The 22,731-nt window shown below is 73.6% G+C and carries 19 protein-coding genes; 4 read left to right on the forward strand and 15 right to left on the reverse strand.

Annotated features, from left to right (window positions below):
• Window positions 1-107: 107 nt before the first annotated feature.
• The 7 genes from A8713_RS09955 to hrcA form a co-directional block, all read right to left on the reverse strand.
• On the reverse strand, window positions 108-3,365 hold the full coding sequence (locus tag A8713_RS09955) for a S41 family peptidase (RefSeq protein WP_064533097.1): 3,258 nt from the start codon (window positions 3,363-3,365) through the stop codon (window positions 108-110).
• A 104-nt stretch (window positions 3,366-3,469) separates the two neighbouring features.
• On the reverse strand, window positions 3,470-4,087 hold the full coding sequence (locus A8713_RS09960) for a hypothetical protein (RefSeq protein WP_237305336.1): 618 nt from the start codon (window positions 4,085-4,087) through the stop codon (window positions 3,470-3,472).
• A 130-nt stretch (window positions 4,088-4,217) separates the two neighbouring features.
• A complete protein-coding gene (locus A8713_RS09965) occupies window positions 4,218-4,610 on the reverse strand; it encodes a VOC family protein (RefSeq protein WP_064537403.1) in 393 nt (130 codons plus the stop codon).
• Window positions 4,611-4,645: 35 nt separating this feature from the next.
• Complete coding sequence (locus A8713_RS09970) at window positions 4,646-5,395, reverse strand: 16S rRNA (uracil(1498)-N(3))-methyltransferase (protein WP_064533099.1); 750 nt, start codon at window positions 5,393-5,395, stop codon at window positions 4,646-4,648.
• Window positions 5,392-6,489, reverse strand: a complete 1,098-nt coding sequence (locus tag A8713_RS09975) for a nitronate monooxygenase (protein ID WP_064533100.1) — start codon at window positions 6,487-6,489, stop codon at window positions 5,392-5,394. The genes A8713_RS09970 and A8713_RS09975 overlap by 4 nt, the downstream gene beginning before the upstream one ends.
• Window positions 6,490-6,621: 132 nt before the next feature.
• Window positions 6,622-7,758 carry a molecular chaperone DnaJ gene (gene dnaJ, locus A8713_RS09980; RefSeq protein ID WP_064533101.1) on the reverse strand — a complete coding sequence of 379 codons (1,137 nt, stop codon included), beginning with the start codon at window positions 7,756-7,758 and terminating at the stop codon, window positions 6,622-6,624.
• Complete coding sequence (hrcA, locus tag A8713_RS09985; protein WP_018570771.1) at window positions 7,759-8,775, reverse strand: heat-inducible transcriptional repressor HrcA; 1,017 nt, start codon at window positions 8,773-8,775, stop codon at window positions 7,759-7,761.
• Window positions 8,776-8,924: 149 nt separating this feature from the next.
• On the opposite strand from hrcA, the gene A8713_RS09990 reads away from it, so the two are divergent.
• Both A8713_RS09990 and A8713_RS09995 read left to right on the forward strand, forming a co-directional pair.
• Window positions 8,925-9,662 carry an MBL fold metallo-hydrolase gene (locus tag A8713_RS09990; protein WP_064533102.1) on the forward strand — a complete coding sequence of 246 codons (738 nt, stop codon included), beginning with the start codon at window positions 8,925-8,927 and terminating at the stop codon, window positions 9,660-9,662.
• A 32-nt stretch (window positions 9,663-9,694) separates the two neighbouring features.
• Window positions 9,695-10,498, forward strand: a complete 804-nt coding sequence (locus tag A8713_RS09995; RefSeq protein WP_064533103.1) for a DUF3097 domain-containing protein — start codon at window positions 9,695-9,697, stop codon at window positions 10,496-10,498.
• Window positions 10,499-10,522: 24 nt separating this feature from the next.
• Here the strand turns inward: A8713_RS09995 and hemW are convergent, their stop codons facing one another.
• The 4 genes from hemW to lepA form a co-directional block, all read right to left on the reverse strand.
• Entirely contained in the window at window positions 10,523-11,755 is a 1,233-nt protein-coding gene (gene hemW, locus A8713_RS10000; protein ID WP_064533104.1) for a radical SAM family heme chaperone HemW, read from the reverse strand.
• Window positions 11,756-12,651: 896 nt separating this feature from the next.
• Complete coding sequence (locus A8713_RS10005) at window positions 12,652-14,544, reverse strand: SpoIIE family protein phosphatase (RefSeq protein WP_064533105.1); 1,893 nt, start codon at window positions 14,542-14,544, stop codon at window positions 12,652-12,654.
• 261 nt (window positions 14,545-14,805) lie between these two features.
• Window positions 14,806-16,680: an AMP-dependent synthetase/ligase gene (locus A8713_RS10010; protein WP_064533106.1), complete on the reverse strand. Its 1,875-nt coding sequence runs from the start codon at window positions 16,678-16,680 to the stop codon at window positions 14,806-14,808.
• A 308-nt stretch (window positions 16,681-16,988) separates the two neighbouring features.
• Window positions 16,989-18,857, reverse strand: coding sequence for a translation elongation factor 4 (gene lepA, locus A8713_RS10015; RefSeq protein ID WP_064533107.1), 1,869 nt, complete (start codon window positions 18,855-18,857; stop codon window positions 16,989-16,991).
• A gap of 222 nt (window positions 18,858-19,079) precedes the next feature.
• Between lepA and rpsT the strand changes: the two genes are divergently transcribed.
• Window positions 19,080-19,346, forward strand: coding sequence for a 30S ribosomal protein S20 (rpsT, locus tag A8713_RS10020; protein ID WP_018570778.1), 267 nt, complete (start codon window positions 19,080-19,082; stop codon window positions 19,344-19,346).
• Between the two features lie 254 nt (window positions 19,347-19,600).
• Here the strand turns inward: rpsT and A8713_RS10025 are convergent, their stop codons facing one another.
• The gene (locus A8713_RS10025) at window positions 19,601-19,939 is read right to left on the reverse strand and encodes an EthD domain-containing protein (RefSeq protein WP_107440613.1); all 339 of its coding nucleotides are present in this window, start codon (window positions 19,937-19,939) and stop codon (window positions 19,601-19,603) included.
• Here A8713_RS10025 and A8713_RS10030 point away from each other — a divergent pair.
• The gene (locus tag A8713_RS10030) at window positions 19,929-20,168 is read left to right on the forward strand and encodes a hypothetical protein (RefSeq protein WP_237305337.1); all 240 of its coding nucleotides are present in this window, start codon (window positions 19,929-19,931) and stop codon (window positions 20,166-20,168) included. The two genes, A8713_RS10025 and A8713_RS10030, sit on opposite strands and share 11 nt — an antisense overlap.
• A gap of 168 nt (window positions 20,169-20,336) precedes the next feature.
• On the opposite strand, the gene holA is transcribed toward A8713_RS10030, so the two are convergent.
• The 3 genes from holA to A8713_RS10045 all read right to left on the reverse strand — a co-directional run bounded on the left by holA (window position 20,337) and on the right by A8713_RS10045 (window position 22,708).
• On the reverse strand, window positions 20,337-21,326 hold the full coding sequence (gene holA / locus A8713_RS10035) for a DNA polymerase III subunit delta (protein ID WP_216826768.1): 990 nt from the start codon (window positions 21,324-21,326) through the stop codon (window positions 20,337-20,339).
• 82 nt (window positions 21,327-21,408) lie between these two features.
• Window positions 21,409-21,663 carry a hypothetical protein gene (locus A8713_RS10040; RefSeq protein WP_064533110.1) on the reverse strand — a complete coding sequence of 85 codons (255 nt, stop codon included), beginning with the start codon at window positions 21,661-21,663 and terminating at the stop codon, window positions 21,409-21,411.
• Between the two features lie 163 nt (window positions 21,664-21,826).
• Window positions 21,827-22,708 carry a YceI family protein gene (locus tag A8713_RS10045; RefSeq protein ID WP_107440614.1) on the reverse strand — a complete coding sequence of 294 codons (882 nt, stop codon included), beginning with the start codon at window positions 22,706-22,708 and terminating at the stop codon, window positions 21,827-21,829.
• Between the last annotated feature and the right edge of the window lie 23 nt (window positions 22,709-22,731).

Raw genomic sequence — 22,731 nt, forward strand, 5'->3', positions numbered from 1 at the left:
CGTAGTCGGTCGGCCGTGGGGAGCGCGGGCCGGTGCACGGGCCGGTGCGCGGCCCGCCCGCGCTCCCCACGGTGCGGATCAGTCCCCCGCGCTCCCCACGGTGCGGGTCAATCCCCCGCGCCCCCCTCGGTGCGGGGTCGGTCCCCCTGTCCGGGCAGCGCAGGCGGGGTCTTGGCCGGGGTCGCCTCCAGCGCTTCGAGGGCCAGCCTGATCGCCTCGTCGAGCTGGGGGTCGCGGCCCGCCGCGTGGTCCTGCGGGCGCTGGAGGACCTCCACGTCCGGGTCCACTCCGTGGTTCTCCACGCCCCAGCCGTAACCCTCCAGCCAGAACGCGTACTTGGGCTGGGTGATCAGGGTGCCGTCGACCAGCCGGTAGCGGCTGTCGATGCCGATCACGCCGCCCCAGGTGCGGGTGCCGACGACCGGGCCGATGCCCAGCGCCTTGACGGCCGCGTTGACGATGTCGCCGTCCGAACCGGAGAACTCGTTGGCGACGGCGACGACCGGGCCGCGCGGGGCGTCGCGCGGATAGCTCTCCGCACGCATTCCGCGCGGCAGGTCCCAGCCGACGATCCGCCGGGCCAGCTTCTCCACCACCAGCTGGGAGGTGTGCCCGCCGCGGTTCTCGCGCACGTCCACCACCAGGCCCTCGCGGGCCACCTCGACGCGCAGGTCGCGGTGGATCTGCGCCCAGCCGGGCGCCTGCATGTCGGGGACGTGCAGATAGCCGAGCCGCCCGCCGGACCGCTCGTGGACGTAGGCCCGGCGGTCGGTCACCCAGGCGTGGTAGCGCAGCGGTTCCTCGTCGGCGAGGGGCACCACGACCGCGTGCCGTACGTCCCCGCCGCCGGCCGGTGAGATCGTCAGCTCGACGGGCTTCCCGGCGGTGCCCACCAGCAGCGGTCCGGGTCCGGCCACCGGGTCCACCGGGCGGCCTGCGACCGCGACGACGGCGTCCCCGGCGCGCACCGCGGCGCCGGGCGCGGCGAGCGGGCTGCGGGCGTGCGGATCGGAGGTCTCCGAGGGCAGGATCCGGTCGACCCGCCAACTCCCGTCCTCGTGCCGGGAGATGTCCGCGCCGAGCAGCCCCTGCCGGGCGCCGTCGCCGAAGGCGCCGTAGGGGGTGACGTAGGCGTGCGAGGTGCCGAGTTCGCCGTGCACCTCCCACAGCAGGTCCACCAGGTCGTCGTGGGTGGCGACGCGGTCCAGGACGGGCCGGTAGCGGTCCAGGACGCCGTCCCAGTCGACGCCGCTCATGTCGGCGCGCCAGAAGTGGTCCCGCATGATGCGGCCGGTCTCCTCGTACATCTGCCGCCACTCGGCGGCCGGGTCGACGTACTGCCGCACCCGGCCGAGGTCGACAGTGATGTTGGAGTCGCTGTCCTCGTCGCCGGAGGCGCGCCGGTCGCTGGGCACGACCCGGAGCTTGCCGTCGGACCACAGCAGGACGCGCTTGCCGTCGCCGCTGACCTCGAAGTGGTCGGCGTCGGCGGCCAGATGCTCCAGGCGCTGCTGGGCGAGGTCGTAGCGTTCCAGCTCGGTCTTGGGGTCGGGGTCGTCCGGGGTGGCGCGGGCGGCGCCGAGCACTCCGGTCACCGGGTGGCGCAGCCAGAGCACGCCGTCGCGGGCGGCGCGCAGGTTGGAGTAGCGGGCGGCCTCGACCGGGAAGGGCACGATCCGGTCGGCGAGCCCTTCGAGGTCGATCCGGGTGGCCGGGGCGCCCTCGCTGTCCGGGGTCTCGTCCTTGTCGGCGGTCTCGAAGGGGCGGCCGTGGCGCTGCGGCCCGAACGGCGACGGGGTGGTCGCGGCCAGCGTGATCAGATGCGGGCGGGAACTCTCCACGAACGCCAGGTCGAAGACGTGTTCGTCGTAGACGGGGTCGAAGGAGCGGTGCGAGAGGAAGGCGAGGTGCTTGCCGTCCAGGGTGAACGCGGGCGCGTAGTCGTGGAAGCGCAGCGGGGTGGCCTCGGTGACCGACAGGTCGGTGGTGTTGGCCAGGCGGAGCTGGCTGAGCGGGCTCGGGCCGGGGTGCGACCAGGCGAGCCAGGCGGAGTCGGGCGAGAAGGCGAGGCCGGTGACGTCGCCGTTGTCGCTGCGGTCGACCTCGCGGACCTCGCCGCTCTCGCGTTCGACGAGCAGCAGCCGGCCGTCGTGGGCGGCGACGGCGGCCCGGCTGCCGTCGGGGGCCATGGTCAGTTCCAGGACCCGGCCGAGCTGTCCGGCGGCCAGCCGGCGCGCGGTGGCGCCGGGCGCGAGGCCGGTGGCGGGCGCGAACTCCAGGGCGTCCTCGCCCTCGGCGTCGGTGACCCACACCGCCCACTCCTCGCCGTCGGCGCGGAAGGTGCGCGGCAGCCGGTTGCGCACGCCGGGCTCGGCGGCCAGCGCGCGGGCCGGGCCGGAGCGGTGGGTGACCCAGTGGACGGCGCCGCGCACCGAGACGGCGCTGCCGCGCGCGGTGTGGTCGGGGGCGGCGGACCCGAACCAGCGGGCGGCGTTGACCGGGTAGGGCTGGAGGTCGGTGCGCGGGCCGCCGAGCCGGATGTCCAGGCGGCGCGGCTCGGCGTCCTCCAGGTCGTCCAGGAGCCACAGTTCACCGGCGCTCGCGTAGACGACGCGGGTGCCGTCGGTGGCGGCGTGCCGGGCGTAGAAGCCTTCGGCGGGGGTGTGGCGGCGCAGGTCGGAGCCGTCGGCGAGGGAGGAGTACAGCGCGCCGGTGCCCTCGTGGTCGGAGAGGAACGCGATCCTGTCGCCCACCCACAGCGGGTACTCGATGTTGCCGTCCAGGTCCGCGTGCAGCCGGACGAACTCGCCGGTGTCCTCCGGGTCGATCCACAGCTTTCCGGCGCCGCCGCCCCGGTACCGCTTCCACCAGGCCGCCTCGCGGCCCATGGGCGCGGACAGCAGCACGGTGTGCGGCCCGTACGCGACGTCGCCGACCGGGCCGTAGGGCAGGACGGCGGCCTCGGAGCCGTCCAGCGGGACGGCGCGGGCCCAGCTGCGGCGCAGGCTGGCCTGGCCCTGGGTGCTGATCGCGAGGACCTCGCCGCCGGGGGTCCAGCCGCGCACCTGGGTGCGCCAACTGCCCCAGTGGGTCAGGCGGGTGGCGGGGCCGCCGGCGACGGGCGCGGCATGCACCTCGGGGGCGCCGTCGCGGGTGGAGGTCCAGGCGACGGTAGTGCCGTCGGGCGAGATGCGCGGGTGGTTCACCGGCACGTTGTCGGCGCTGACCCGCCAGGCCCGCCCGCCGTCCAGCGGCGCGAGCCACACGTCGTCCTCGGCGGTGAAGGCGACCAACTCCCCGTGCAGGTGCGGAAAGCGGAGATACGCGGACGGTACGGTCGATGCAGACGATGCTGACTGAGTCACCCGGTCACCCTACGCAGCGCCCGCGGTCCCGGACAGAGGGACGGATCACTTCGCCGATCACTTCCCGGGGTCCGCGCGTCGCGGCAAGGCGGCCCGGGGCGCCGCTACTTGCCCCGGGCGGGCGGGCATCCGGGATCGGTGCCGCACCACACGGTGCGGGTGACGGTGACGGTGACCGTCGGCCCCGGCTGCCGGGGCGCGGGCGGGCGGTAGGTGGTCGGCAGTCGGGTGGGCGGCCGGTAGGTGGGCGGCCGGTACGTGGGGACGGTGGTCGCGCGGCAGTCGCCGAGGCCGTCGGCGTGGAAGAGCACCTTGCCGCCCACCTTCGCGGTCAGGTCCCCGCGCACGCAGGCGCCGTCGACGGTCCCGTCGACCTGCCCGGTGACGGTGATCTTCCGGTTGTCCTTCGTACGGCCCTGGCAGTCCACGGAGGCGAGCACGGACCGGGACGCGGCGGGCGAGGGGCCGCTCTGCCGGTCCGGCGCGGACGCCTTGCCGCCGTCCCGGGAGCGGGCGGTGCAGCTGAACCAGCTCACGGAGACATGCCGCCGGTTCAGCTCGGCGGTGGCCGTGCGGTCGGTCGTGTACGACACCGTCGTGGTGCTCAGGCCGCCGCCGGGGTCGCAGGCGGCCAGGCCGCCCACCGCGGCGGCCGCGAGCGCCGCCGCGGCCATCGTCCGCCGTCCGCGCGGCAGGTGCCGGATCCGCCTCGATACCCGCATACCCGGCAGAATGCCACCGGCCCGCCCCCGGCGGTAGAGCGCATACGGCCACGCGCGCGCCGTGCGCGCCCGCGCACGACGCCCAGCGCAGGGCACGGCGTGCAGCGCAGGCATGGCGCACGGCGCATGCTCAGGAGCGCAGCAGCAGCCACTCCTGCAGCTCCACGAGGTTGCCCTCCGGGTCCTTGAGGTGGGCGACGCGCATCCGGTCGGTCATCGGCGCCGGGCCGTGCGCCAGTCGGGCGCCGCGCGCGGTGAGCTGCGCGCAGTAGGCGTCCAGGTCGTCCACGCGCAGCACCACCAGCGAGCGGTGCCCGGTCGCGGTCTCCCCCAGCTCCCCCAGCACCTCGGCCATCATCGCCCGGTCCTGGAGGGCGATGCCCGCCGAGCCGGTGGCCGGACTGAACTTCTCGTACGGGCCCTGCTCGGCGCCCGACTGCGGCTTGAGGCCGAGCACGTCGGCGTAGAAGCGGTAGCAGGCGGCGAAGTCGGTGACGAGCAGCCGGACCTGGGCGAGTTCCACGGTCATGTCCCCCTGTGAGGTCGGTGACCGCGGGCTCAGGACCAGCGGCCCGTACGCCCCATCAGCAGGGCCGCCGCCGCGGTCCCCGCGGTCGATGTACGCAGCACCGTACGCCCGAGGACGCAGATCCGCGCGCCCGCCTCCGCGAAGAGCGCCAGCTCCTCGGGGGACACGCCGCCCTCGGGGCCCACGATCAGCACGATCTCGCCGTGGGCGGGCAGGTCGGCGGTGGCCAGCGGGTCGTGGCCGCTCTCGTGCAGGACGGCGGCGAAGTCGGCCCCGGCGACGAGCGCGGCGACCTGCTTGGCGGTGGCGGCGTCCGCGACCTCGGGGAAGCGGGCCCGGCGGGACTGCTTGCCGGCCTCGCGGGCGGTCGCCCGCCACTTGCCGAGCGCCTTCAGACCCCGCTCGCCCCGCCACTGGGTGATGCAGCGCGAGGCGGCCCAGGGCACGATCGCGTCGACGCCGACCTCCGTCATGGTCTCCACGGCGAGTTCGCCGCGGTCGCCCTTGGGCAGGGCCTGGACGACGGTGATCCGGGGCGAGGGCGCGGGTTCCTCGGTCACCGCGTCCAGCCGTACGACGAGCCGGTCCTTGCCCTCGGCCGCGGTGACCTCGCCCTCGGCCCGGCGGCCGGCGCCGTCGGTGAGCACCACCCGCTCGCCGGGCTGGAGCCGCTTCACCGAGACGGCGTGCCGCCCCTCGGGGCCGTCCAGCACGAACTCCCCGCGGGCGTCGGCCGGTTCGTCGGCCAATCCCTCGGCGACGAACACCGGTGCGGTCATCGGGGGTCGCCTCCGGTCCGCGGCCGGGCGGACAACGCGCCGCGGGCGGCGTCCAGTTCGGCCGCCAGGACCTGGACCAGTTCCCCGGCGGGCAGGGCGCGGGCCTGGCGGTGGCCCTGTCCGGCCCACAGCGCCATGCCCTGCGGGTCACCGGCCTGCGCCGCCGCCTTGCGCAGCGGGGAGGCGAGGTGGTGGACCTGCGGGTAGGCGGCCGGGGCGTAGGGGCCGTGTTCGCGCATGAAGCGGTTGACCAGGCCGCGGGCGGGCCGTCCGGAGAAGGCGCGGGTCAGTTCCGTGTGCGGGAACAGCGGGTCGGTCAGGGCCTGCTTGTGCAGGGCGTGCGCCCCGGACTCGGGGGTGGCGAGGAAGGCCGTGCCGAGCTGGGCGGCGCTCGCGCCGGCGGCGAGGACGGCGGCGATCTGGCTGCCGCGCATGATGCCGCCCGCGGCGATGACCGGCAGCTCCACCGCCTCGCTGACCTGCGCGACCAGGGAGAGCACGCCGATGCCCGCGCCGTCGTTCTCCCGCTGGTCGCGGTGGGTGCCCTGGTGGCCGCCCGCCTCCACGCCCTGGGCGATCACCGCGTCCGCGCCGGACCGGCCCACGGCCAGCGCCTCGTCGACGGTGGTCGCGGTGACCAGGACGTAGGTGCCGACGCGGTGCAGGGAGTCGACGACCTCACGGGTGGGGGCGCCGAAGTGGAAGGAGACCACGGGGACCGGGTCGTCCAGCAGGACGGCGAGTTTCACGTCGTAGCCGTCGTCGTGCCCGCACTCGGGGTCGCCCAGCTCCGTCTCGTACCAGGTGGCCTCGCCCGCCAGTTGCTGGGCGTAGAGGTCGACGGCGCCGGACTCCGCGAGGTCGGGCTGGGGCATGAAGACGTTGACGCCGAAGGGGCGGCCGGTCAGCCCGCGCACCTGTTTGATCTCCTGGTACATGCCGTCCGCCGTCTTGTAGCCGGCGGCGAGGAAGCCCAGTCCGCCGGCCTCGGAGACCGCGGCGGCCAGCTGCGGCCCGGAGGGGCCGCCCGCCATCGGGGCCTGCACGATCGGCCGAGGGAAGAGATCGGTCAGCGCGGACAATGCGGAGGACATGACCGCATGGTGTCACGTCCGCGGCACGCCGCCGCATCCGGGCGTCCTCTGGCATATGCCAAAGGCAGCCACCGATACCGATGGCTGCCCTTGGGAGCGCTTCCCCGCCCGGACGCGGCCGGGCGGACCCGCTCAGCGTCCGTTGAACGCGTCCTTCAGCCGCGAGAACAGGCCCTGCTGGCCGGGCTGGAACTGCCCCTGGGGCCGCTCCTCGCCGCGCAGCTCGGCCAGCTCCCGCAGCAGGCGCTCCTGCTCGGGGTCGAGCTTGGTCGGCGTCTGCACCTCGACGTGCACGATGAGGTCGCCCCGGCCGCCGCCGCGCAGATGCGTGACGCCCCGGTCGTGCAGCGGGATCGACTGCCCGGACTGGGTGCCCGGCCGGATGTCGACCTCCTCCAGGCCGTCCAGCGTCTCCAGCGGCACCTTGGTGCCCAGGGCCGCCGCCGTCATCGGCAGGGTGACCGTGCAGTGCAGGTCGTCGCCGCGCCGCTGGAAGGAGGAGTGCGGCAGCTCGTGGATCTCGACGTAGAGGTCGCCGGCGGGGCCGCCGCCGGGGCCGACCTCGCCCTCGCCCGCGAGCTGGATGCGGGTGCCGTTGTCCACGCCCGCCGGGATCTTCACCGTCAGGGTGCGGCGGGCGCGGATGCGGCCGTCGCCCGCGCACTCCGGGCACGGGGTGGGCACCACGGTGCCGAAACCCTGGCACTGCGGGCAGGGCCGCGAGGTCATGACCTGGCCCAGGAAGGACCGGGTGACCTGCGAGACCTCACCGCGGCCGCGGCACATGTCGCAGGTCTGGGCGGTGGTGCCCGGGGCCGCGCCCTCGCCGCTGCACGTGGTGCAGACGACGGCCGTGTCGACCTGGATGTCCTTCGTGGTGCCGAAGGCCGCCTCGTCGAGCTCGACCTCCAGCCGGATCATGGCGTCCTGGCCGCGGCGCGTGCGCGAGCGCGGTCCGCGCTGCGAGGCCGTGCCGAAGAACGCGTCCATGATGTCGGAGAAGTTGCCGAAGGAACCGGCGCCGAAGCCGCCCGCGCCGGCCCCGCCGGACTGCGAGAGGGGGTCCCCGCCGAGGTCGTAGACCTGCTTCTTCTGCGGGTCCGACAGCACCTCGTAGGCGGCGTTGATCTCCTTGAACCGCTCCTGGGTCTTCGGATCGGGGTTGACGTCCGGGTGCAGCTCGCGCGCGAGCCGCCGGAACGCCTTCTTGATCTCATCCTGCGACGCGTCGCGGCGCACGCCGAGAACGGCGTAGTAGTCCGTGGCCACTTACGACTCCGCCAGGATCTGTCCGACGTACCGTGCCACTGCGCGTACCGCTCCCATCGTTCCCGGGTAGTCCATGCGGGTCGGTCCGACCACGCCGAGCTTGGCCACTGCCTCGCCGCCCGAACCGTAGCCGACCGACACGATGGACGTGGAGTTGAGTCCTTCGTGGGCGTTCTCGTGACCGATGCGCACGGTCATGCCCTGGTCCTGTGTCTCACCGAGCAGCTTCAGCAGGACGACCTGCTCCTCCAGCGCCTCCAGCACAGGCCGGATGGTGAGGGGGAAGTCGTGTCCGAAGCGGGTGAGGTTGGCGGTGCCGCCGATCATCAGCCGCTCCTCGTTCTCCTCGACGAGGGTCTCCAGGAGGGTGGACAGCACGGTGGCGACCGTGCCCCGGTCCTCCAGGTCGAACCCGTCGGGGAGGTCCTCGACCAGCTGCGGCACGTCCGCGAAGCGGCGGCCCGCGACCCGGCTGTTCAGCCGCGCCCGCAGGTCCGCGAGGGACGTCTCGCCGAAGGGCGCCGGGCAGTCGATCATCCGCTGCTCGACCCGGCCGGTGTCCGTGATCAGCACGAGCATCACGCGCGCGGGTGCGAGCGCGAGCAGTTCCACGTGCCGCACGGTCGAACGGGTCAGCGACGGGTACTGCACCACGGCGACCTGCCGGGTCAGCTGCGCCAGCAGCCGCACCGTGCGGGCCACCACGTCGTCGAGGTCGACGGCGCCGTCGAGGAAGTTCTGGATGGCGCGCCGCTCGGGCGCGGTCATCGGCTTGACCCCGGCCAGCTTGTCGACGAAGAGGCGGTACCCCTTGTCGGTGGGGATCCGGCCCGCGCTGGTGTGCGGCTGGGCGATGAAGCCCTCGTCCTCCAGGGCCGCCATGTCGTTGCGGACCGTGGCCGGTGAGACGCCGAGGTTGTGCCGCTCGGTGAGGGCCTTGGAGCCCACCGGCTCCTCGGTGCCGACGTAGTCCTGGACGATGGCGCGCAGCACCTGAAGCCGTCGCTCGCTGAGCATCGCGCACACCTCCAGAGTCGTCCCTCGGCTTCCGCCTGGCACTCGGCGCATTCGAGTGCCAGCATTCCCCGGCCCAGTGTACGGCCGTGGGGTACGCCGGGGGCAAGACTGGTCCAGGTGACCGGTCCGGGGAAGGCTAGCGTTCCGGTATGACCGTGACTTGGGAAGAGCTCGGGTGGGAGCGGCTGGCGGACGGCGTGGGGCGGGTGCGGCTCCCGGGGTGGGACTGCACGGTCGGGCTGGTCGCCGGAGCCGGGGCGGCGCTAATGGTGGACGCGGGCTCCTCCCTCGCCGAGGGCGCGCGGCTGCGTGCGCGGGCGCGCGAGCTGACCGGCGGCGATGTGACACATCTCGCGCTGACGCACCCCCACTTCGACCATGTGCTCGGGGCGGCGGCGTTCGACGGCGCCGAGATCCTCGCCGCCGAGGGGGCGCGCACGGTGCTCGGCGACGCGCGCGGGCGCGCGGAGCTGCGCGAGGACGCGGTGCGCCAGGGGCTCGACGCGGCGGCGGCCGAGGAGGCCGTTTCGGCCCTCCCGGCCCCCGGCCGCGAGGTCCGCGGGCGGCTGGCCCTGCCGCTGGGCGGCGGCCGGGAGGCGGTACTGGCAGAGCTGGGCGCCGCGCACAGCACGCACGACCTGGCGGTGCTGGTGCCGGTGCCGGGCGGACGGCCGGTGGTCTTCTGCGGCGACCTGGTCGAGGAGTCCGGCGAGCCGCAGGCGGGCCCGGACGCGGCGCCGTCCCGGTGGCCCGCCGCGCTGGACCGGCTCCTCGCGCTGGGCGGCGAGGACGCGCGCTACGTCCCCGGGCACGGCGCGGTGGTCGACGCCGCCTTCGTCCGGGCGCAGCGGGACGCGCTGGCCGCCCGCTTCGGCGTGTCGCGCTGACCGCGGCCCCGGATCTCCCTATCGTCACTCGAATGCGCCAGTACTCCGCCGACCTCACCCCGCCCTGGAAGAAGCCGCGGGCCGTGCCCGAGGTGGCGGCCGAGCCGGGGCTCGTGGTGGAGGAGCCGGCGACCGGATTCTGCGGGGCGGTGATCCGCTGCGAGGCGGGCACGGTGACCCTGGAGGACCGCTTCGGCAAGCACCGCGTCTTCCCGCTCCAGCGCCGGGGCTTCCTGCTGGAGGGCCGCCCGGTGACGCTGGTGCGGCCCGCCTCTGGTCCGGTACGTCCCACCCGTACCGCCTCCGGTTCGGTCGCCGTCCCCGGCGCACGCGCGCGCGTGGCCCGCGCCGGGCGCATCTACGTGGAGGGGCGGCACGACGCCGAGCTGGTCGAGAAGGTGTGGGGCGACGACCTGCGCATCGAGGGCGTCGTCGTGGAGTACCTGGAGGGCGTGGACGACCTGCCCGCCATCGTCGAGGAGTTCGCGCCCGGCCCGGACGCCCGCCTCGGCGTCCTCGTCGACCATCTCGTCCCGGGCAGCAAGGAGTGGCGGATCGCCGAGGCGGTCACCAGTGAGCACGCGCTCGTCGTCGGGCATCCGTACATCGACGTCTGGGAGGCCGTGAAGCCGTCCTCGCTGGGCATCGAGGCGTGGCCCCGGATCCCGCGCGGCCAGGACTGGAAGACCGGGGTCTGCCGCGCCCTGGGCTGGCCGGACCACACGGGCGCGGCCTGGCAGCGGATCCTCGGGAGGGTGCGGTCGTACAGGGATCTGGAGCCGGAGCTGCTGGGGCGGGTCGAGCAACTGATCGATTTCGTGACGGAGCCGGCGTAGAGCCGCCTGGCCGGCCCGGGTCGCTCAGTCGACCAGGTCCCGCACCACCGCGTCCGCCAGCAGCCGGCCGCGCAGGGTGAGCGCCGCGTGCCCGGCGTCGTACGGCTCCCGCTGGAGCAGGCCGTCCGACAGCGCCCGGCGGGAGGCCGCGAGGCCCGCCTCGCGCAGCAGGTCCAGCGGTACGCCCTCGCGCAGCCGCAGCTCCAGCAGGATCCGCTCCACCCGGCGGTCCTCCTCGGTGAGAAGTTCGCGCCCGGCGCCCGGGGAGCGCCCCTGGGCGAGGGCCGCCGCGTACGCGCCGGGGTGCTTGACGTTCCACCAGCGCACGCCGCCCACATGGCTGTGCGCGCCGGGGCCCGCGCCCCACCAGTCCGCGCCGCGCCAGTACAGCTCGTTGTGCAGGCAGCGGGCGGCCCGCGAGGTCGCCCAGTTGGACACCTCGTACCACTCGAAGCCCGCGGCGGACAGCGTCTCCTCGGCGATCAGATAACGGTCGGCGTGCACGTCGTCGTCGGTCATGGGGACCTCGCCGCGCCGGATCCGGCGGGCCAGCCGGGTGCCCTCCTCGACGATGAGCGCGTAGGCGGAGACATGGTCGGGGCCCGCGCCGAGGGCCGCGTCCAGGGAGGCGCGCCAGTCGTCGTCGGACTCGCCGGGCGTGCCGTAGATCAGGTCGAGGTTGACATGCTCGAAACCGGCGGCGCGGGCCTCGGCGACACACGCCTCGGGGCGGCCGGGGGTGTGGGTGCGGTCGAGGATCTTCAGCACATGCTGCCGGGCGCTCTGCATGCCGAAGGAGATCCGGTTGAAGCCGCCCTCCCGCAGGGCCGCCAGATACGCCGGGTCGACCGACTCGGGGTTGGCCTCCGTGGTGATCTCCGCGTCGGGCGCGAGACCGAACTCGTCCCGGATCGCGGCCAGCATCCGGACCAGGTCACCGGCGGCGAGCAGGGTGGGCGTACCGCCGCCGACGAAGACCGTGCGGACCGGGCGCGGGTCGTCGCCGAGGACCTTGCGGGCGAGCCGGACCTCGTCGACGAGGGTCTCGGCGTAGTTGTCACGGGAGGCGAGGACACCGCCGGTGCCGCGCAGCTCGGTGGCGGTGTAGGTGTTGAAGTCGCAGTAGCCGCAGCGGGTGGCGCAGTACGGGACGTGCAGATAGAACCCGAGCGGCCGGCCTGCGGCGCCGGTGAGCGCGGAGACGGGCAGCGCGCCGTCGGCGGGGACGGGCTCGCCGTCGGGGAGTGCGGAAGGCATGCCTTCCATTGTCCGGCATCGGACCGGTGGACCGGACGCGACGGGAGTCGGCCGGGAGGCCTGGAGCGGCGGTCGGCCGGGAGGCCGGGAAGCCGGGAGCGGCGGTCGGCCGGGGAACGGCGGTCGGCCGGGGAGCCTGGGCAGGAACGGGGTTCCGTCGGCCGCCCGCGAGCGTGAGCGGCGGTCGGCCGGTGGGCCGGGCAGGAACGGCGACGCGTCGGAGGCCGGGGGTGTGTCCGGCTCGCGACCGGCGGGCCGGGGCATCGCTGGTGACGGCCTGCCGCCCGGAGCATGAGCGGTGTCCGCCTGCCGCCCGGAGCGTGATCGATGTCCCGCCTGCCGCCGGGGGCACGACCGGCGTCGGCTCGGGGTGGCGGGCCGATGCCGGCCATGCTCCGGGCGGTGGGCGGGCGCGGGCGAGGGGGCCCGGTCCACTGGTCGAACGCCGGCCGTGCTCCGGTCGGCAGGCCGGACGCCGGGTGCTTCCGGACGGAAGGCTCTGCGCTCGTCACGCTCCTGTCGTCGGGCGGGGCACCGGCCGCGCCCCGGGCGGCGACCGTACGCCGGTCACGGGCACGGCCCGGCCGTGCGTGGGCCGTCCGCTCTCCGGGCAGCGGGGCACGCACGGCGCTCACACGGCCGGACCGACACCGACAACCGGTGTCCCGTCCTGCCATCTGCCTCCCACCGCCCGGAGTACGCCCGGCAGCATCGTCGGCCGCCCGCCCCGAGCACGCACGGCGCTCGCACGGCCGGACCGAGGCACCACCGGCACCCGGCGTCCCGCTCGCCGCCCGCGGCGCCGTCGGAGTCCTGCCCGCCCACCTGAGCACGGTCGGCGCCGGGCCGACAGGCGCGGGGTGTGACCGGTGTTCCTCCGACCGCCTCGGACCCCGTCACTGGGCCTGGAGCACCAGCAGGGCCAGGTCGTCCTCGGGAGGGGACTCGCCGAAGCCGTGCACGAGGTCTCGGATGCGGTCGGCGATCAGGTCGGCGTCCAGGCCCGCGCAGTCGGCGAGGGCGGCGGCGAGGCCGTCGCCGTCGTCGAGCTGGCGGGAGCCGGAGCGGCGCTCGGTCACCCCGTCGGTGACGCAGAGGAGGGAGTCGCCCGGGGCCAGCTCGAAGCTGTCGCACAGGTACGTCTCGTCCTCGATGACGCCGAGCAGGGTCTGCGGGTGCGCGACCGTGCGGACGTCGCCGCCCCGGGTGAGCAGCAGCGGCAGCGGGTGCCCGGCGCAGGCGAGGGTGCAGCGGACACCGCCCTCGAAGGGGGCCAGCTCGCCGTAGAGGAGGGACAGGAAGCGGGTCTGCGGCGCGTCGCCGGGGGCGACGGGGCCGGCCAGGGCGCGGGCGGCGGCGTCGGCGGCCTCGGTGGCGTCGTCCAGGAGGAGCTGGTTGAGACGGTCCAGGACGTCGGGGACGCCGTAGCCCTCGCGGGCCAGCAGCCGCAGCCAGGGCCGGGCGAGCCCGATGACCACGGCGGCCTCCGGGCCCTTGCCCTGGACGTCGCCGACGGCGAAGCACCAGCGGCCGTCGCCCGCCGGGAAGAGGTCGTAGAAGTCGCCGCTCGGGCCGCCCTGGTCGCACGGCTCGTAGACGAGGGCACTGCGCAGCCCGGGGATCTCGGCGACCGCGCCGGGCAGCAGTCCGCGCTGGAGGACGGCGCTGATGGTGGCCTGCCGGGCGTACTGGCGGGCCGCGCCGATGCCGAGCGCGACCCGGCGGCTGAGGTCCTCCACCAGGCCGGTGATCTCGTCGGGGAAGCGGGGCAGTCCGGCCCGGCCGATGACGAGGGTGCCCAGCGGGCGGCCCCCGGCGACCAGCCGGTAGGCGAGCGCGGCGCCGTCCGCCTCGCGCGGGCCCAGGGCCGCCCCGGGCCACGGGTAGGGCGCGGGACCGGAGCCCGGCGCGTCGTCCGCGGGCCGGGGCGGGTCCTTCTCCAGGGCCAGGCGCAGTTGCTCCAGGTGGTTCTCGCTGCCGTGCCAGACGCGGGCGAGGCGTCCGGCGGGCGCGCCGGTGCCGTCGCCCCACAGACCGCCGCGCGCCGTGGACTCGTCCTCCAGCCACACCGCGCACCAGTCGGCCAGGCGCGGCACGACGAGCTGGCCGGTGAGCGAGGCGACGAGGTCCTCGTCGAGCTGCCCGGCGAGCAGGTCGGACGCCTCGGCGAGGAAGGACAGGGCGCCGCGGCCCAGCCACTCGCGGTCGCGTTCGGCGCGCTGCGGTTCGGGCGCGAGGATCTCGGCGACGCCGAGGCAGGGTTCGGTGCCCGGCCCGGCGGCGGCGCCCTCCTCGTCCGGCTGCCGCTCGTCGGCGGAGAGCCGCGCCCACACCGTCTTGGCGCCGGTCCGGTAGGTGATGCCCCACTCCTGCGCGAGCGCGGCGACCAGCCGCAGGCCGCGACCGTACTCCGGGGGCTCGTACGCCGTCTCCTGGCCGTGGCCGCGGGGGGCGCGCGAGGGGTGCCGGTCGGTGACCTCCACCACGCACGCGCCGGTGTCGGGCTCCCGGCGGCAGCTCAGCTCGGCCTGGGTGCCCGCGTGCACGACGGCGTTGGTGACCAGTTCGCTGACGACGACCAGGATCTCGTCGGCCAGCCGCTCCGGGACGGCGAGGCCGAGATCGCGCCATTTCGTGAACGCGGTGCGCACCAGCGCGCGGGCGGAGCCGGGTGCCACCGGGCTGCCGGGCAGGGTCGCGCACACCTCCCCGGCTGCCTCCGCGCACCGGCGTGCGCCCGGCTCACCGGCGCGGAACCCCGTCTCCCGCTGCGTCGGAATGGCCCCCATCTACAGCTCCCCGAGCAATCGGACGAAAGGTCGGTCATCGCCGCCAGGGTGACAGACCGACCACGCTCCGAAGCACCGGGTTACCGAACTGGACCGCCCCACGCGAGAACTCCGCCGGGGAGCGCACGGACCCGAACGTTTCCGGCCACTTCGGGACCGTTCCGAGGGGGCGTAGGCGATCCGGGGCGTTCGGCTGCGACCTGGGGCGGCCGACTGCGACCGGGCGTCCGGCGGAGCCGCGCGGGTGGGGCGGCGGGGCGGTCAGGCCTCCCGGGTCCCCGCGTACATGTCGTCGATCAGATGCTTGTACGCCCGCTCCACCACCGGCCGCTTGAGCTTGAGGGACGGGGTGATCTCGCCGTGCTCGACGTCGAGGTCGCGCGGGAGGAGGCGGAACTTCTTGATGGTCTGCCAGCGCTGGAGACCTTCGTTGAGCTGGCGGACGTAGCCGTCGATCAGCTCCACGGTCTGCGGGGCGGCGACGACCTCGGCGTAGGAGCGGCCGCGCAGGCCGTTCTCCGCGGCCCATTCGAGGATGGCGGGCTCGTCCAGCGAGATGAGGGCGGTGCAGAAGTTCCGGTCGGCGCCGTGGACGAGGATGTTCGAGACGTACGGGCAGACCGCCTTGAACTGGCCCTCGACCTCGGCGGGCGCGATGTACTTGCCGCCGGAGGTCTTGATGAGGTCCTTCTTGCGGTCGGTGATGCGCAGATAGCCGTCCGGGGACAGCTCGCCGATGTCTCCGGTGTGGAACCAGCCGTCGGACTCCAGCACCTCTTCGGTCTTCTCGGGCAGCTTGTGGTAGCCCTGCATGATGCCGGGGCCGCGCAGCAGGATCTCGCCGTCCCCGGCGATCCGTACCTCCGTGCCGGGCAGCGGCTTGCCGACGGTGCCGGTGCGGTAGGCCTCGCCCGGGTTGACGAAGGAGGCGGCGGAGGACTCGGTGAGGCCGTAGCCCTCCAGGATGTGGATGCCCGCGCCGGAGAAGAAGTAGCCGATCTCCGGGGCGAGGGCGGCGCTGCCGGAGATGCAGGCGCGCAGCCGCCCGCCGAACGCGTCGCGGATCTTGGCGTAGACGAGCGCGTCGGCGACCTTGTGCCGGGCGGCCAGCGCGAACGGCGCCGTGTGCACACCGGTGCGCCTGAAGTTGTCCTGGGTGACCTTGCCGTACTCGCGCGCGACCTCGGCGGCCCACTGGAAGATCTTGTACTTGGCGTTGCCGCCGGCGCGTGCCTTGGCGGCGACGCCGTTGTAGACCTTCTCGAAGATGCGCGGCACGGCGGCCATGTAGGTCGGCCGGACCACCGGGAGGTTCTCGATGATCTTGTCGACACGGCCGTCGACGGCGGTGACGTGCCCCAGCTCGATCTGTCCGGAGGTGAGGACCTTGCCGAAGACATGGGCGAGCGGCAGCCACAGGTACTGCACGTCGTCGGGGCCGAGCAGACCGGTCGAGGCGATGGCCTTGGCCATGTACGACCAGTTGTCGTGCGGCAGGCGGACGCCCTTGGGGCGGCCGGTGGTGCCGGAGGTGTAGATGAGGGTGGCGAGCTGGTCCTTGGTGATCGCGCCGACCCGCTCCTTGATCAGCTCCGGGTGCTTCTCCAGGTAGGCGGCGCCGCGCTCCTCCAGCTCGGCGAGGGTCAGCACCCACTCGCCGCTCTCCACGCCCGCCGGGTCGATCACGACGACGTGGTGCAGGTCGGGCAGCTCGGCGCGCCGGTCCGCCGCCTTGGCCAGCTGCTCGGCGTTCTCCGCGATCAGCACCCGGCTCTCGGAGTCGGCGAGGATGAAGGCGGACTCGTCGGCGTTGGTCTGCGGGTAGACCGTGGTGGTGGCCGCGCCCGCGCACATGATGCCGAGGTCGGCGAGCAGCCACTCCACGCGCGTGGACGAGGCGAGCGCGACGCGCTCCTCGGGCCGTACGCCCAGTTCGATGAGGCCGGCGGCGATGGCGTGCACCCGCTCGGCGGCCTGCGCCCAGCTCAGCGAGCGCCATTCGTCGGGGCCCTCGCCCGAGGAGGGCGGCACGGGGTAGCGGTAGGCCTCGGCGTCCGGTGTGGCCGCCACGCGCTCCAGGAAGAGGGCCGCCACGGACGGCGGACGGTTCTCGATCAGGGTCTGTGCGTCGCTCACGACATCCTCCGGGGCCCGCGGCAGTGCGGCGGCTGGCTCAGGTGCGGCTGGGTTGACTCACGGGTGGTGGCTGGGCTGGTGGTCCGGCCGGCGGAGCCGGCTTGTTTAACTCACGAGTAACTAGCGAGCAGGCATCAGGGTAGAGGGCGACCGGCCACCGCGTAAGGGGCTGTGGCCTGAGACTTCCCACAGAGCGCTACCACGCGCATGCGCAGGGGCCCGCCGCACTGTCGTGCGACGGGCCCCTTTTCACCCGGTTCCGCACCCGCTCCGCCGCCGCGTCGGCCGGGCACGGCGAAGCCGCGCGGTCACTTCTTGCTCTTGGCCGACGCCCCGCTGTCGTCGCTGGAGAGCACCGCGATGAACGCCTCCTGGGGAACCTCCACGGAACCCACCATCTTCATGCGCTTCTTGCCCTCCTTCTGCTTCTCCAGCAGCTTGCGCTTACGCGAGATGTCACCGCCGTAGCACTTGGCGAGGACGTCCTTGCGGATGGCGCGGATGGTCTCGCGGGCGATCACGCGCGACCCGATGGCGGCCTGGACGGGCACCTCGAAGTTCTGCCGCGGGATCAGCTCGCGCAGCTTGGCGACGAGCCGCACGCCGTACGCGTACGCCTGGTCCTTGTGGGTGATCGCGGAGAACGCGTCCACCTTGTCGCCGTGCAGCAGGATGTCGACCTTGACCAGGGAGCTGCTCTGCTCGCCGGTGGGCTCGTAGTCCAGGGAGGCGTAGCCGCGCGTCTTGGACTTCAGCTGGTCGAAGAAGTCGAAGACGATCTCCGCGAGCGGCAGGGTGTAGCGGATCTCGACCCGGTCCTCGGAGAGGTAGTCCATGCCGAGCAGGGTGCCGCGCCGGGTCTGGCACAGCTCCATGATCGCGCCGATGAACTCGGTGGGCGCGAGGATCGTGGCGCGCACGACCGGCTCGTACACCTCCGCGATCTTCCCCTCGGGGAACTCGCTCGGGTTGGTGACGGTGATCTCGCTGCCGTCCTCCATGATCACGCGGTAGACCACGTTGGGGGCGGTGGCGATCAGGTCGAGGCCGAACTCGCGCTCCAGGCGCTCGCGGATCACGTCCAGGTGCAGCAGGCCGAGGAAGCCGACGCGGAAGCCGAAGCCGAGCGCGGCGGAGGTCTCCGGCTCGTAGACCAGCGCGGCGTCGTTGAGCTGGAGCTTGTCCAGCGCCTCGCGCAGCTCCGGGTAGTCCGAGCCGTCCAGCGGGTACAGGCCGGAGAAGACCATCGGCTTGGGGTCCTTGTACCCGCCGAGGGCCTCGGTGGCGCCCTTGTGCTGGCTGGTGACGGTGTCACCGACCTTGGACTGGCGGACGTCCTTCACCCCGGTGATGAGATAGCCCACCTCGCCGACGCCCAGGCCGTCGGCCGGCAGCATCTCCGGGGAGTTGGTGCCGATCTCCAGCAGCTCGTGCGTGGCGCCGGTGGACATCATCCGGATCCGCTCGCGCTTGTTGAGCTGGCCGTCGATGACTCGGACGTACGTCACCACGCCCCGGTAGGAGTCGTAGACCGAGTCGAAGATCATCGCGCGGGCCGGGGCGTCCTTGACGCCGACCGGGGCGGGGATGCGCTCGACCGCACGGTCGAGCAGCGCCTCCACGCCGAGGCCCGTCTTGGCGGAGACCTTCAGCACGTCGTCCGGGTCGCAGCCGACCAGGTTCGCCAGTTCCTCGGCGAACTTCTCCGGCTGCGCGGCCGGCAGGTCGATCTTGTTGAGGACCGGGATGATCGTGAGGTCGTTCTCCATCGCCAGATAGAGGTTGGCGAGGGTCTGCGCCTCGATGCCCTGGGCGGCGTCGACCAGGAGGATCGTCCCCTCGCAGGCGGCGAGCGAGCGGGAGACCTCGTAGGTGAAGTCGACGTGCCCCGGCGTGTCGATCATGTTGAGGATGTGCGTGTTGCCGGGGTCGTGGGTCGGCGCCCACGGCAGTCGCACCGCCTGGGACTTGATCGTGATGCCGCGCTCGCGCTCGATGTCCATGCGGTCGAGGTACTGAGCGCGCATCTGCCGCTGCTCGACCACACCGGTGAGCTGGAGCATCCGGTCGGCGAGAGTGGACTTGCCGTGGTCGATGTGCGCGATGATGCAGAAGTTGCGGATCAGCGCCGGGTCGGTACGGCTCGGCTCGGGCACATGGCTGGGGGTCGCGGGCACGCAGGGTCCTGATTCTTGAGGCGTCCGCATACGTGTGCTTGTCCGTCTGCGGTCTCGGGTCGGATCGATACGTAGTCTTTCCATGGTCCCATGTCCGGCGGCGACCGGGGAGCGGCGACCGGTTTGGGCCGTGGAACGGGGCGCTGGTAACGTGGGGGGCTGTGTCTCATGCCCTCTCAGCGCGAGGCACACCGGAAAATTTTCGAAAGAGAAGGCTCATTCGTGGCGAACATCAAGTCCCAGATCAAGCGGATCAAGACCAACGAGAAGGCTCGGCTGCGCAACAAGGCCGTCAAGTCCTCCCTGAAGACCGCGATCCGCAAGGCCCGCGAGGCCGCTGCCGCGGGTGACGTCGAGAAGGCCACCGAGTACCAGCGCGCTGCCGCGCGTCAGCTCGACAAGGCCGTCTCGAAGGGCGTCATCCACAAGAACCAGGCCGCCAACAAGAAGTCGGCGCTGGCCACCAAGGTCGCGACCCTCAAGGGCTGAACTCCCTGACTTGACGCCGGACGGACCCGGGCGGGCCCTCTCTCATCCGCCCCCGGACGGCACCCAGAGCCTGTGCGCGGCCTGCGTTCGCCACGCGGGCATGGGCTCACCAGCATGACCGAAGGCCCCGGCCGCCTCCCTTCCCCAGGGAGCGCGTCCGGGGCCTTCGGTGTGCCCCCGTAGGTCCGGGTGTCAACGTGCACGTGGGGCCGGCCGTGGGAGCTGAGCCGGTATCCGTCTGTCGAGTCAGCCCATCACATGACCTTCTTCTCCTCGGTGACCATCACGGCCACCGATTCCATGTCGATGAAGCGTGCTTCGTCGGGGTTGACCAGCGTCCGGTAGTTCTCGGAGGCGAAGAAGGCGTCGTGATCCTCCCAGTTCTCGAACCAGATCTCCGTCAGGCCGTCGTAGGCCCGGGGCGGGTAGTTCTCGGCGGGGACCGGGTGGGACACGGTGTACTTGCGCACGTAGCGCTCCGCCTCCGGGATGGAGGTGAACAGCGGCGCGTGCTGGTTGCGGTGGTGTTCGACGAAACGCTCGTACGGCATTCCCTCGACGCGGTTGATCATGAAGATGAGGGTGCGCCTCATACAGGCGTTCCTGGCAGCAGGCGTGCCCAGCAGCACCATCGCCGAGATGGCGCCCTGCATGTCCGAGCCGACCGAGGACAGGGCGCGGCAGGCACTGAGAATCATGGGCCGCGAGCGGGCCCGGCTGTCCGAGGCCATCGACGGCCTCGCTGCCGCCAGGACCGCGCTGGACCGCCTCATCGAGGACAACCACGCCTACCTGACCCGGTCGGCGGACGACGGTCCGTGACGCGGGCGTGATCGGATCAGCGCGCGGACCGCAGGAAGACAGCGGACCACAGGAAGACACCTGCGACGTGGAGTCCGGCCAATCATGGTGAAGGGAGGCAACAGTGCCTTGTGGGCGCGGATGTACGTGCCGCACCCCGCGTCTTCGCCACGACCGGCCGGACAGGTCCTAGCCGCGTCCCCGGGATCGGGCCGCGCGGGCGATAATCACCACGGCCTTCTCCAGCGCGTACTCGGGGTCGTCGCCGCCGCCCTTCACCCCGGCGTCCGCCTCGGCGACGGCGCGCAGGGCCACGGCGACCCCGTCCGGGGTCCAGCCGCGCATCTGCTGGCGTACGCGGTCGATCTTCCACGGCGGCATGCCCAGCTCGCGCGCCAGATCGGCGGGGCGTCCGCCGCGCGCGGAGGACAGCTTGCCGATGGCGCGCACGCCCTGCGCCAGCGCGCTGGTGATCAGCACGGGCGCCACCCCGGTCGCCAGCGACCAGCGCAGCGCCTCCAGGGCCTCGGCCGCGCGGCCCTCCACGGCCCGGTCGGCGACGGTGAAGCTGGAGGCCTCCGCGCGGCCCGTGTAGTACCGGGCGACGACGGCCTCGTCGATCGTCCCCTCCACGTCGGCGACCAGCTGGGACACCGCCGACGCAAGCTCGCGCAGATCGCTGCCGATCGCGTCGACCAGCGCCTGGCACGCCTCGGGCGTCGCCGAGCGGCCCAGACCGCGGAACTCGCCGCGCACGAAGGCGAGGCGGTCGGCGGGCTTGGTCATCTTGGGGCAGGCCACCTCCCGCGCGCCCGCCTTGCGGGCCGCGTCCAGCAGTCCCTTGCCCTTGGCGCCGCCCGCGTGCAGCAGCACGAGCGTGATCTCCTCGGCGGGCGAGGCCAGATACGCCTTCACGTCCTTGACGGTGTCGGCCGACAGGTCCTGCGCCGCGCGTACGACCACGACCTTGCGCTCGGCGAAGAGCGAGGGACTGGTCAGCTCGGCGAGGGTGCCGGGCTGCAACTGGTCGGGGGTGAGGTCCCGTACGTCCGTGTCGGCGTCGGCGGCGCGGGCGGCGGCCACCACCTCCCGCACGGCGCGGTCGAGCAGCAGCTCCTCCTGGCCCACGGCGAGCGTCAGCGGAGCGAGAGGGTCGTCATTCGCAGTCTTCCTGGCCATCGCGACAAGCATCCCACGGGCCACTGACAACGCCCGCGCCGCGCACCCGCCGCGGCCGGACGCTCCGTGCGCGCTCCGGCCGCTACGGCTCCTCGCGCCAGCCGTCCCACTCGCCCGCGAACGCGTCCAGCTCCGCCGCGTCCAGGCGCTCCTCCTCGTCGCGCAGGACGACGAGCCACTGGGCGTCCTCGGCGTCGTCCTCACCGGCCAGCGCGTCCCGTACGAGCTGCGGGTCCTCGCTGATGCCGAACCGCTCCGCCAGTTCCTCGGCCGCCTCCTGGGCCGCATCGCGGTCGGGCAGCACCAGGACATGTCTCACGTCACTCACGCACGCCATTGTCGGACATGGAGAACGCTGCGAACGCAGCGGATGCGGCGGACGGGGCAGACGCGCTGGATGCGCTGGACGCGGTGGAGCAGCACCGCCGCCGGGCACCGGCCCCGGACCCGCCCCCGGCCGTCACCGCCGCCGCCCCCCGGCACCGGCGAGCCGACCGGTCTCAGCCCTTGGGCACGATCTGTATGTCGAGTTCGACCTTGATGGTGGGGCCGACCACGGCGATGCCGCGCGCCAGCATCGTCTGCCAGCTGACGGTGAAGTCGTCGCGGTGCAGCTCGGCGGTGGCGCGGCAGGCCGCCCGGACCTCGCCCTCCATGCCGTGGCCGAGGCCCAGATAGTCCGTGTCCAGGGTGACCGTGCGGGTCACACCGTGCAGGGAGAGCGCGCCGGTGATCGCCCACCGGTTGCCGCCGCGGTGCGCGAACCGGTCGCCGTAGAACTCCAGCGTCGGGAACCGCGCCACGTCCAGGAAGTCCGGCGAACGCAGGTGGTCGTCGCGCATCCTGACGTTGGTGTCGATGGACGCCGCGTCGATCACCACGTGCATCGCCGACTGCTCGATGTCCTCGGCGACCCGCAGCACCCCGGCGAAGGAGTTGAACCGGCCGTGGATCCGGGCCAGTCCGATGTGCCGGGCGGTGAAGCCGATCGAGGAGTGCGTGGGCTCGATGTCCCAGTCGCCCGGCGCGGGCAGCTCGGGCGGCTGCGCGACCTGCAACGTCACATCGCCGAGAGAGGTGAGCGAGCTCTCCGTGACGGTCGCGGCGGCCCGGTAGGGCGCGTACCCCTCGGCGGACACGGCGAGCCGGTACTCCCCCGCGGGCACCGCCGCCACGAACGAGCCGAACGGGTCCGTCCCACCGCCGACCACCTTGCGCCCCGCGCTGTCCATCACCGCGAACTCCGCCTGCGGCACCGGCTGGCTGACCGGATCGAGCACCCGGCAGCTGAGCACCCCGGCGTCCGGTGGGGTCCGCACCGCCGCCAGGGGACTCGTCCGTCGCACTCGCTTCGTACGGCTTCCCAGCAAGCGGCCGATCATCTACGACACCCTCTGCACGATGT

It is taken from the genome of Streptomyces sp. SAT1 (genome assembly GCF_001654495.1).
GTDB lineage: Bacteria > Actinomycetota > Actinomycetes > Streptomycetales > Streptomycetaceae > Streptomyces > Streptomyces andamanensis.

Excerpts from the sequence above, each read along its gene's own strand:
- holA (WP_216826768.1), bottom strand. The coding sequence starts at position 21,326 with ATGGCCAGGAAGACTGCGAATGACGACCCTCTCGCTCCGCTGACGCTC.
- A8713_RS09975 (WP_064533100.1), bottom strand. The coding sequence starts at position 6,489 with ATGTCCTCCGCATTGTCCGCGCTGACCGATCTCTTCCCTCGGCCGATC.
- hrcA (WP_018570771.1), bottom strand. The coding sequence starts at position 8,775 with ATGCTCAGCGAGCGACGGCTTCAGGTGCTGCGCGCCATCGTCCAGGAC.
- A8713_RS10005 (WP_064533105.1), bottom strand. The coding sequence starts at position 14,544 with ATGGGGGCCATTCCGACGCAGCGGGAGACGGGGTTCCGCGCCGGTGAG.
- A8713_RS09990 (WP_064533102.1), top strand. The coding sequence starts at position 8,925 with ATGACCGTGACTTGGGAAGAGCTCGGGTGGGAGCGGCTGGCGGACGGC.
- A8713_RS09970 (WP_064533099.1), bottom strand. The coding sequence starts at position 5,395 with ATGACCGCACCGGTGTTCGTCGCCGAGGGATTGGCCGACGAACCGGCC.
- A8713_RS10045 (WP_107440614.1), bottom strand. The coding sequence starts at position 22,708 with ATGATCGGCCGCTTGCTGGGAAGCCGTACGAAGCGAGTGCGACGGACG.
- A8713_RS10025 (WP_107440613.1), bottom strand. The coding sequence starts at position 19,939 with ATGAGGCGCACCCTCATCTTCATGATCAACCGCGTCGAGGGAATGCCG.
- hemW (WP_064533104.1), bottom strand. The coding sequence starts at position 11,755 with ATGCCTTCCGCACTCCCCGACGGCGAGCCCGTCCCCGCCGACGGCGCG.
- A8713_RS09960 (WP_237305336.1), bottom strand. The coding sequence starts at position 4,087 with ATGCGGGTATCGAGGCGGATCCGGCACCTGCCGCGCGGACGGCGGACG.
- A8713_RS10040 (WP_064533110.1), bottom strand. The coding sequence starts at position 21,663 with ATGGCGTGCGTGAGTGACGTGAGACATGTCCTGGTGCTGCCCGACCGC.
- A8713_RS09995 (WP_064533103.1), top strand. The coding sequence starts at position 9,695 with ATGCGCCAGTACTCCGCCGACCTCACCCCGCCCTGGAAGAAGCCGCGG.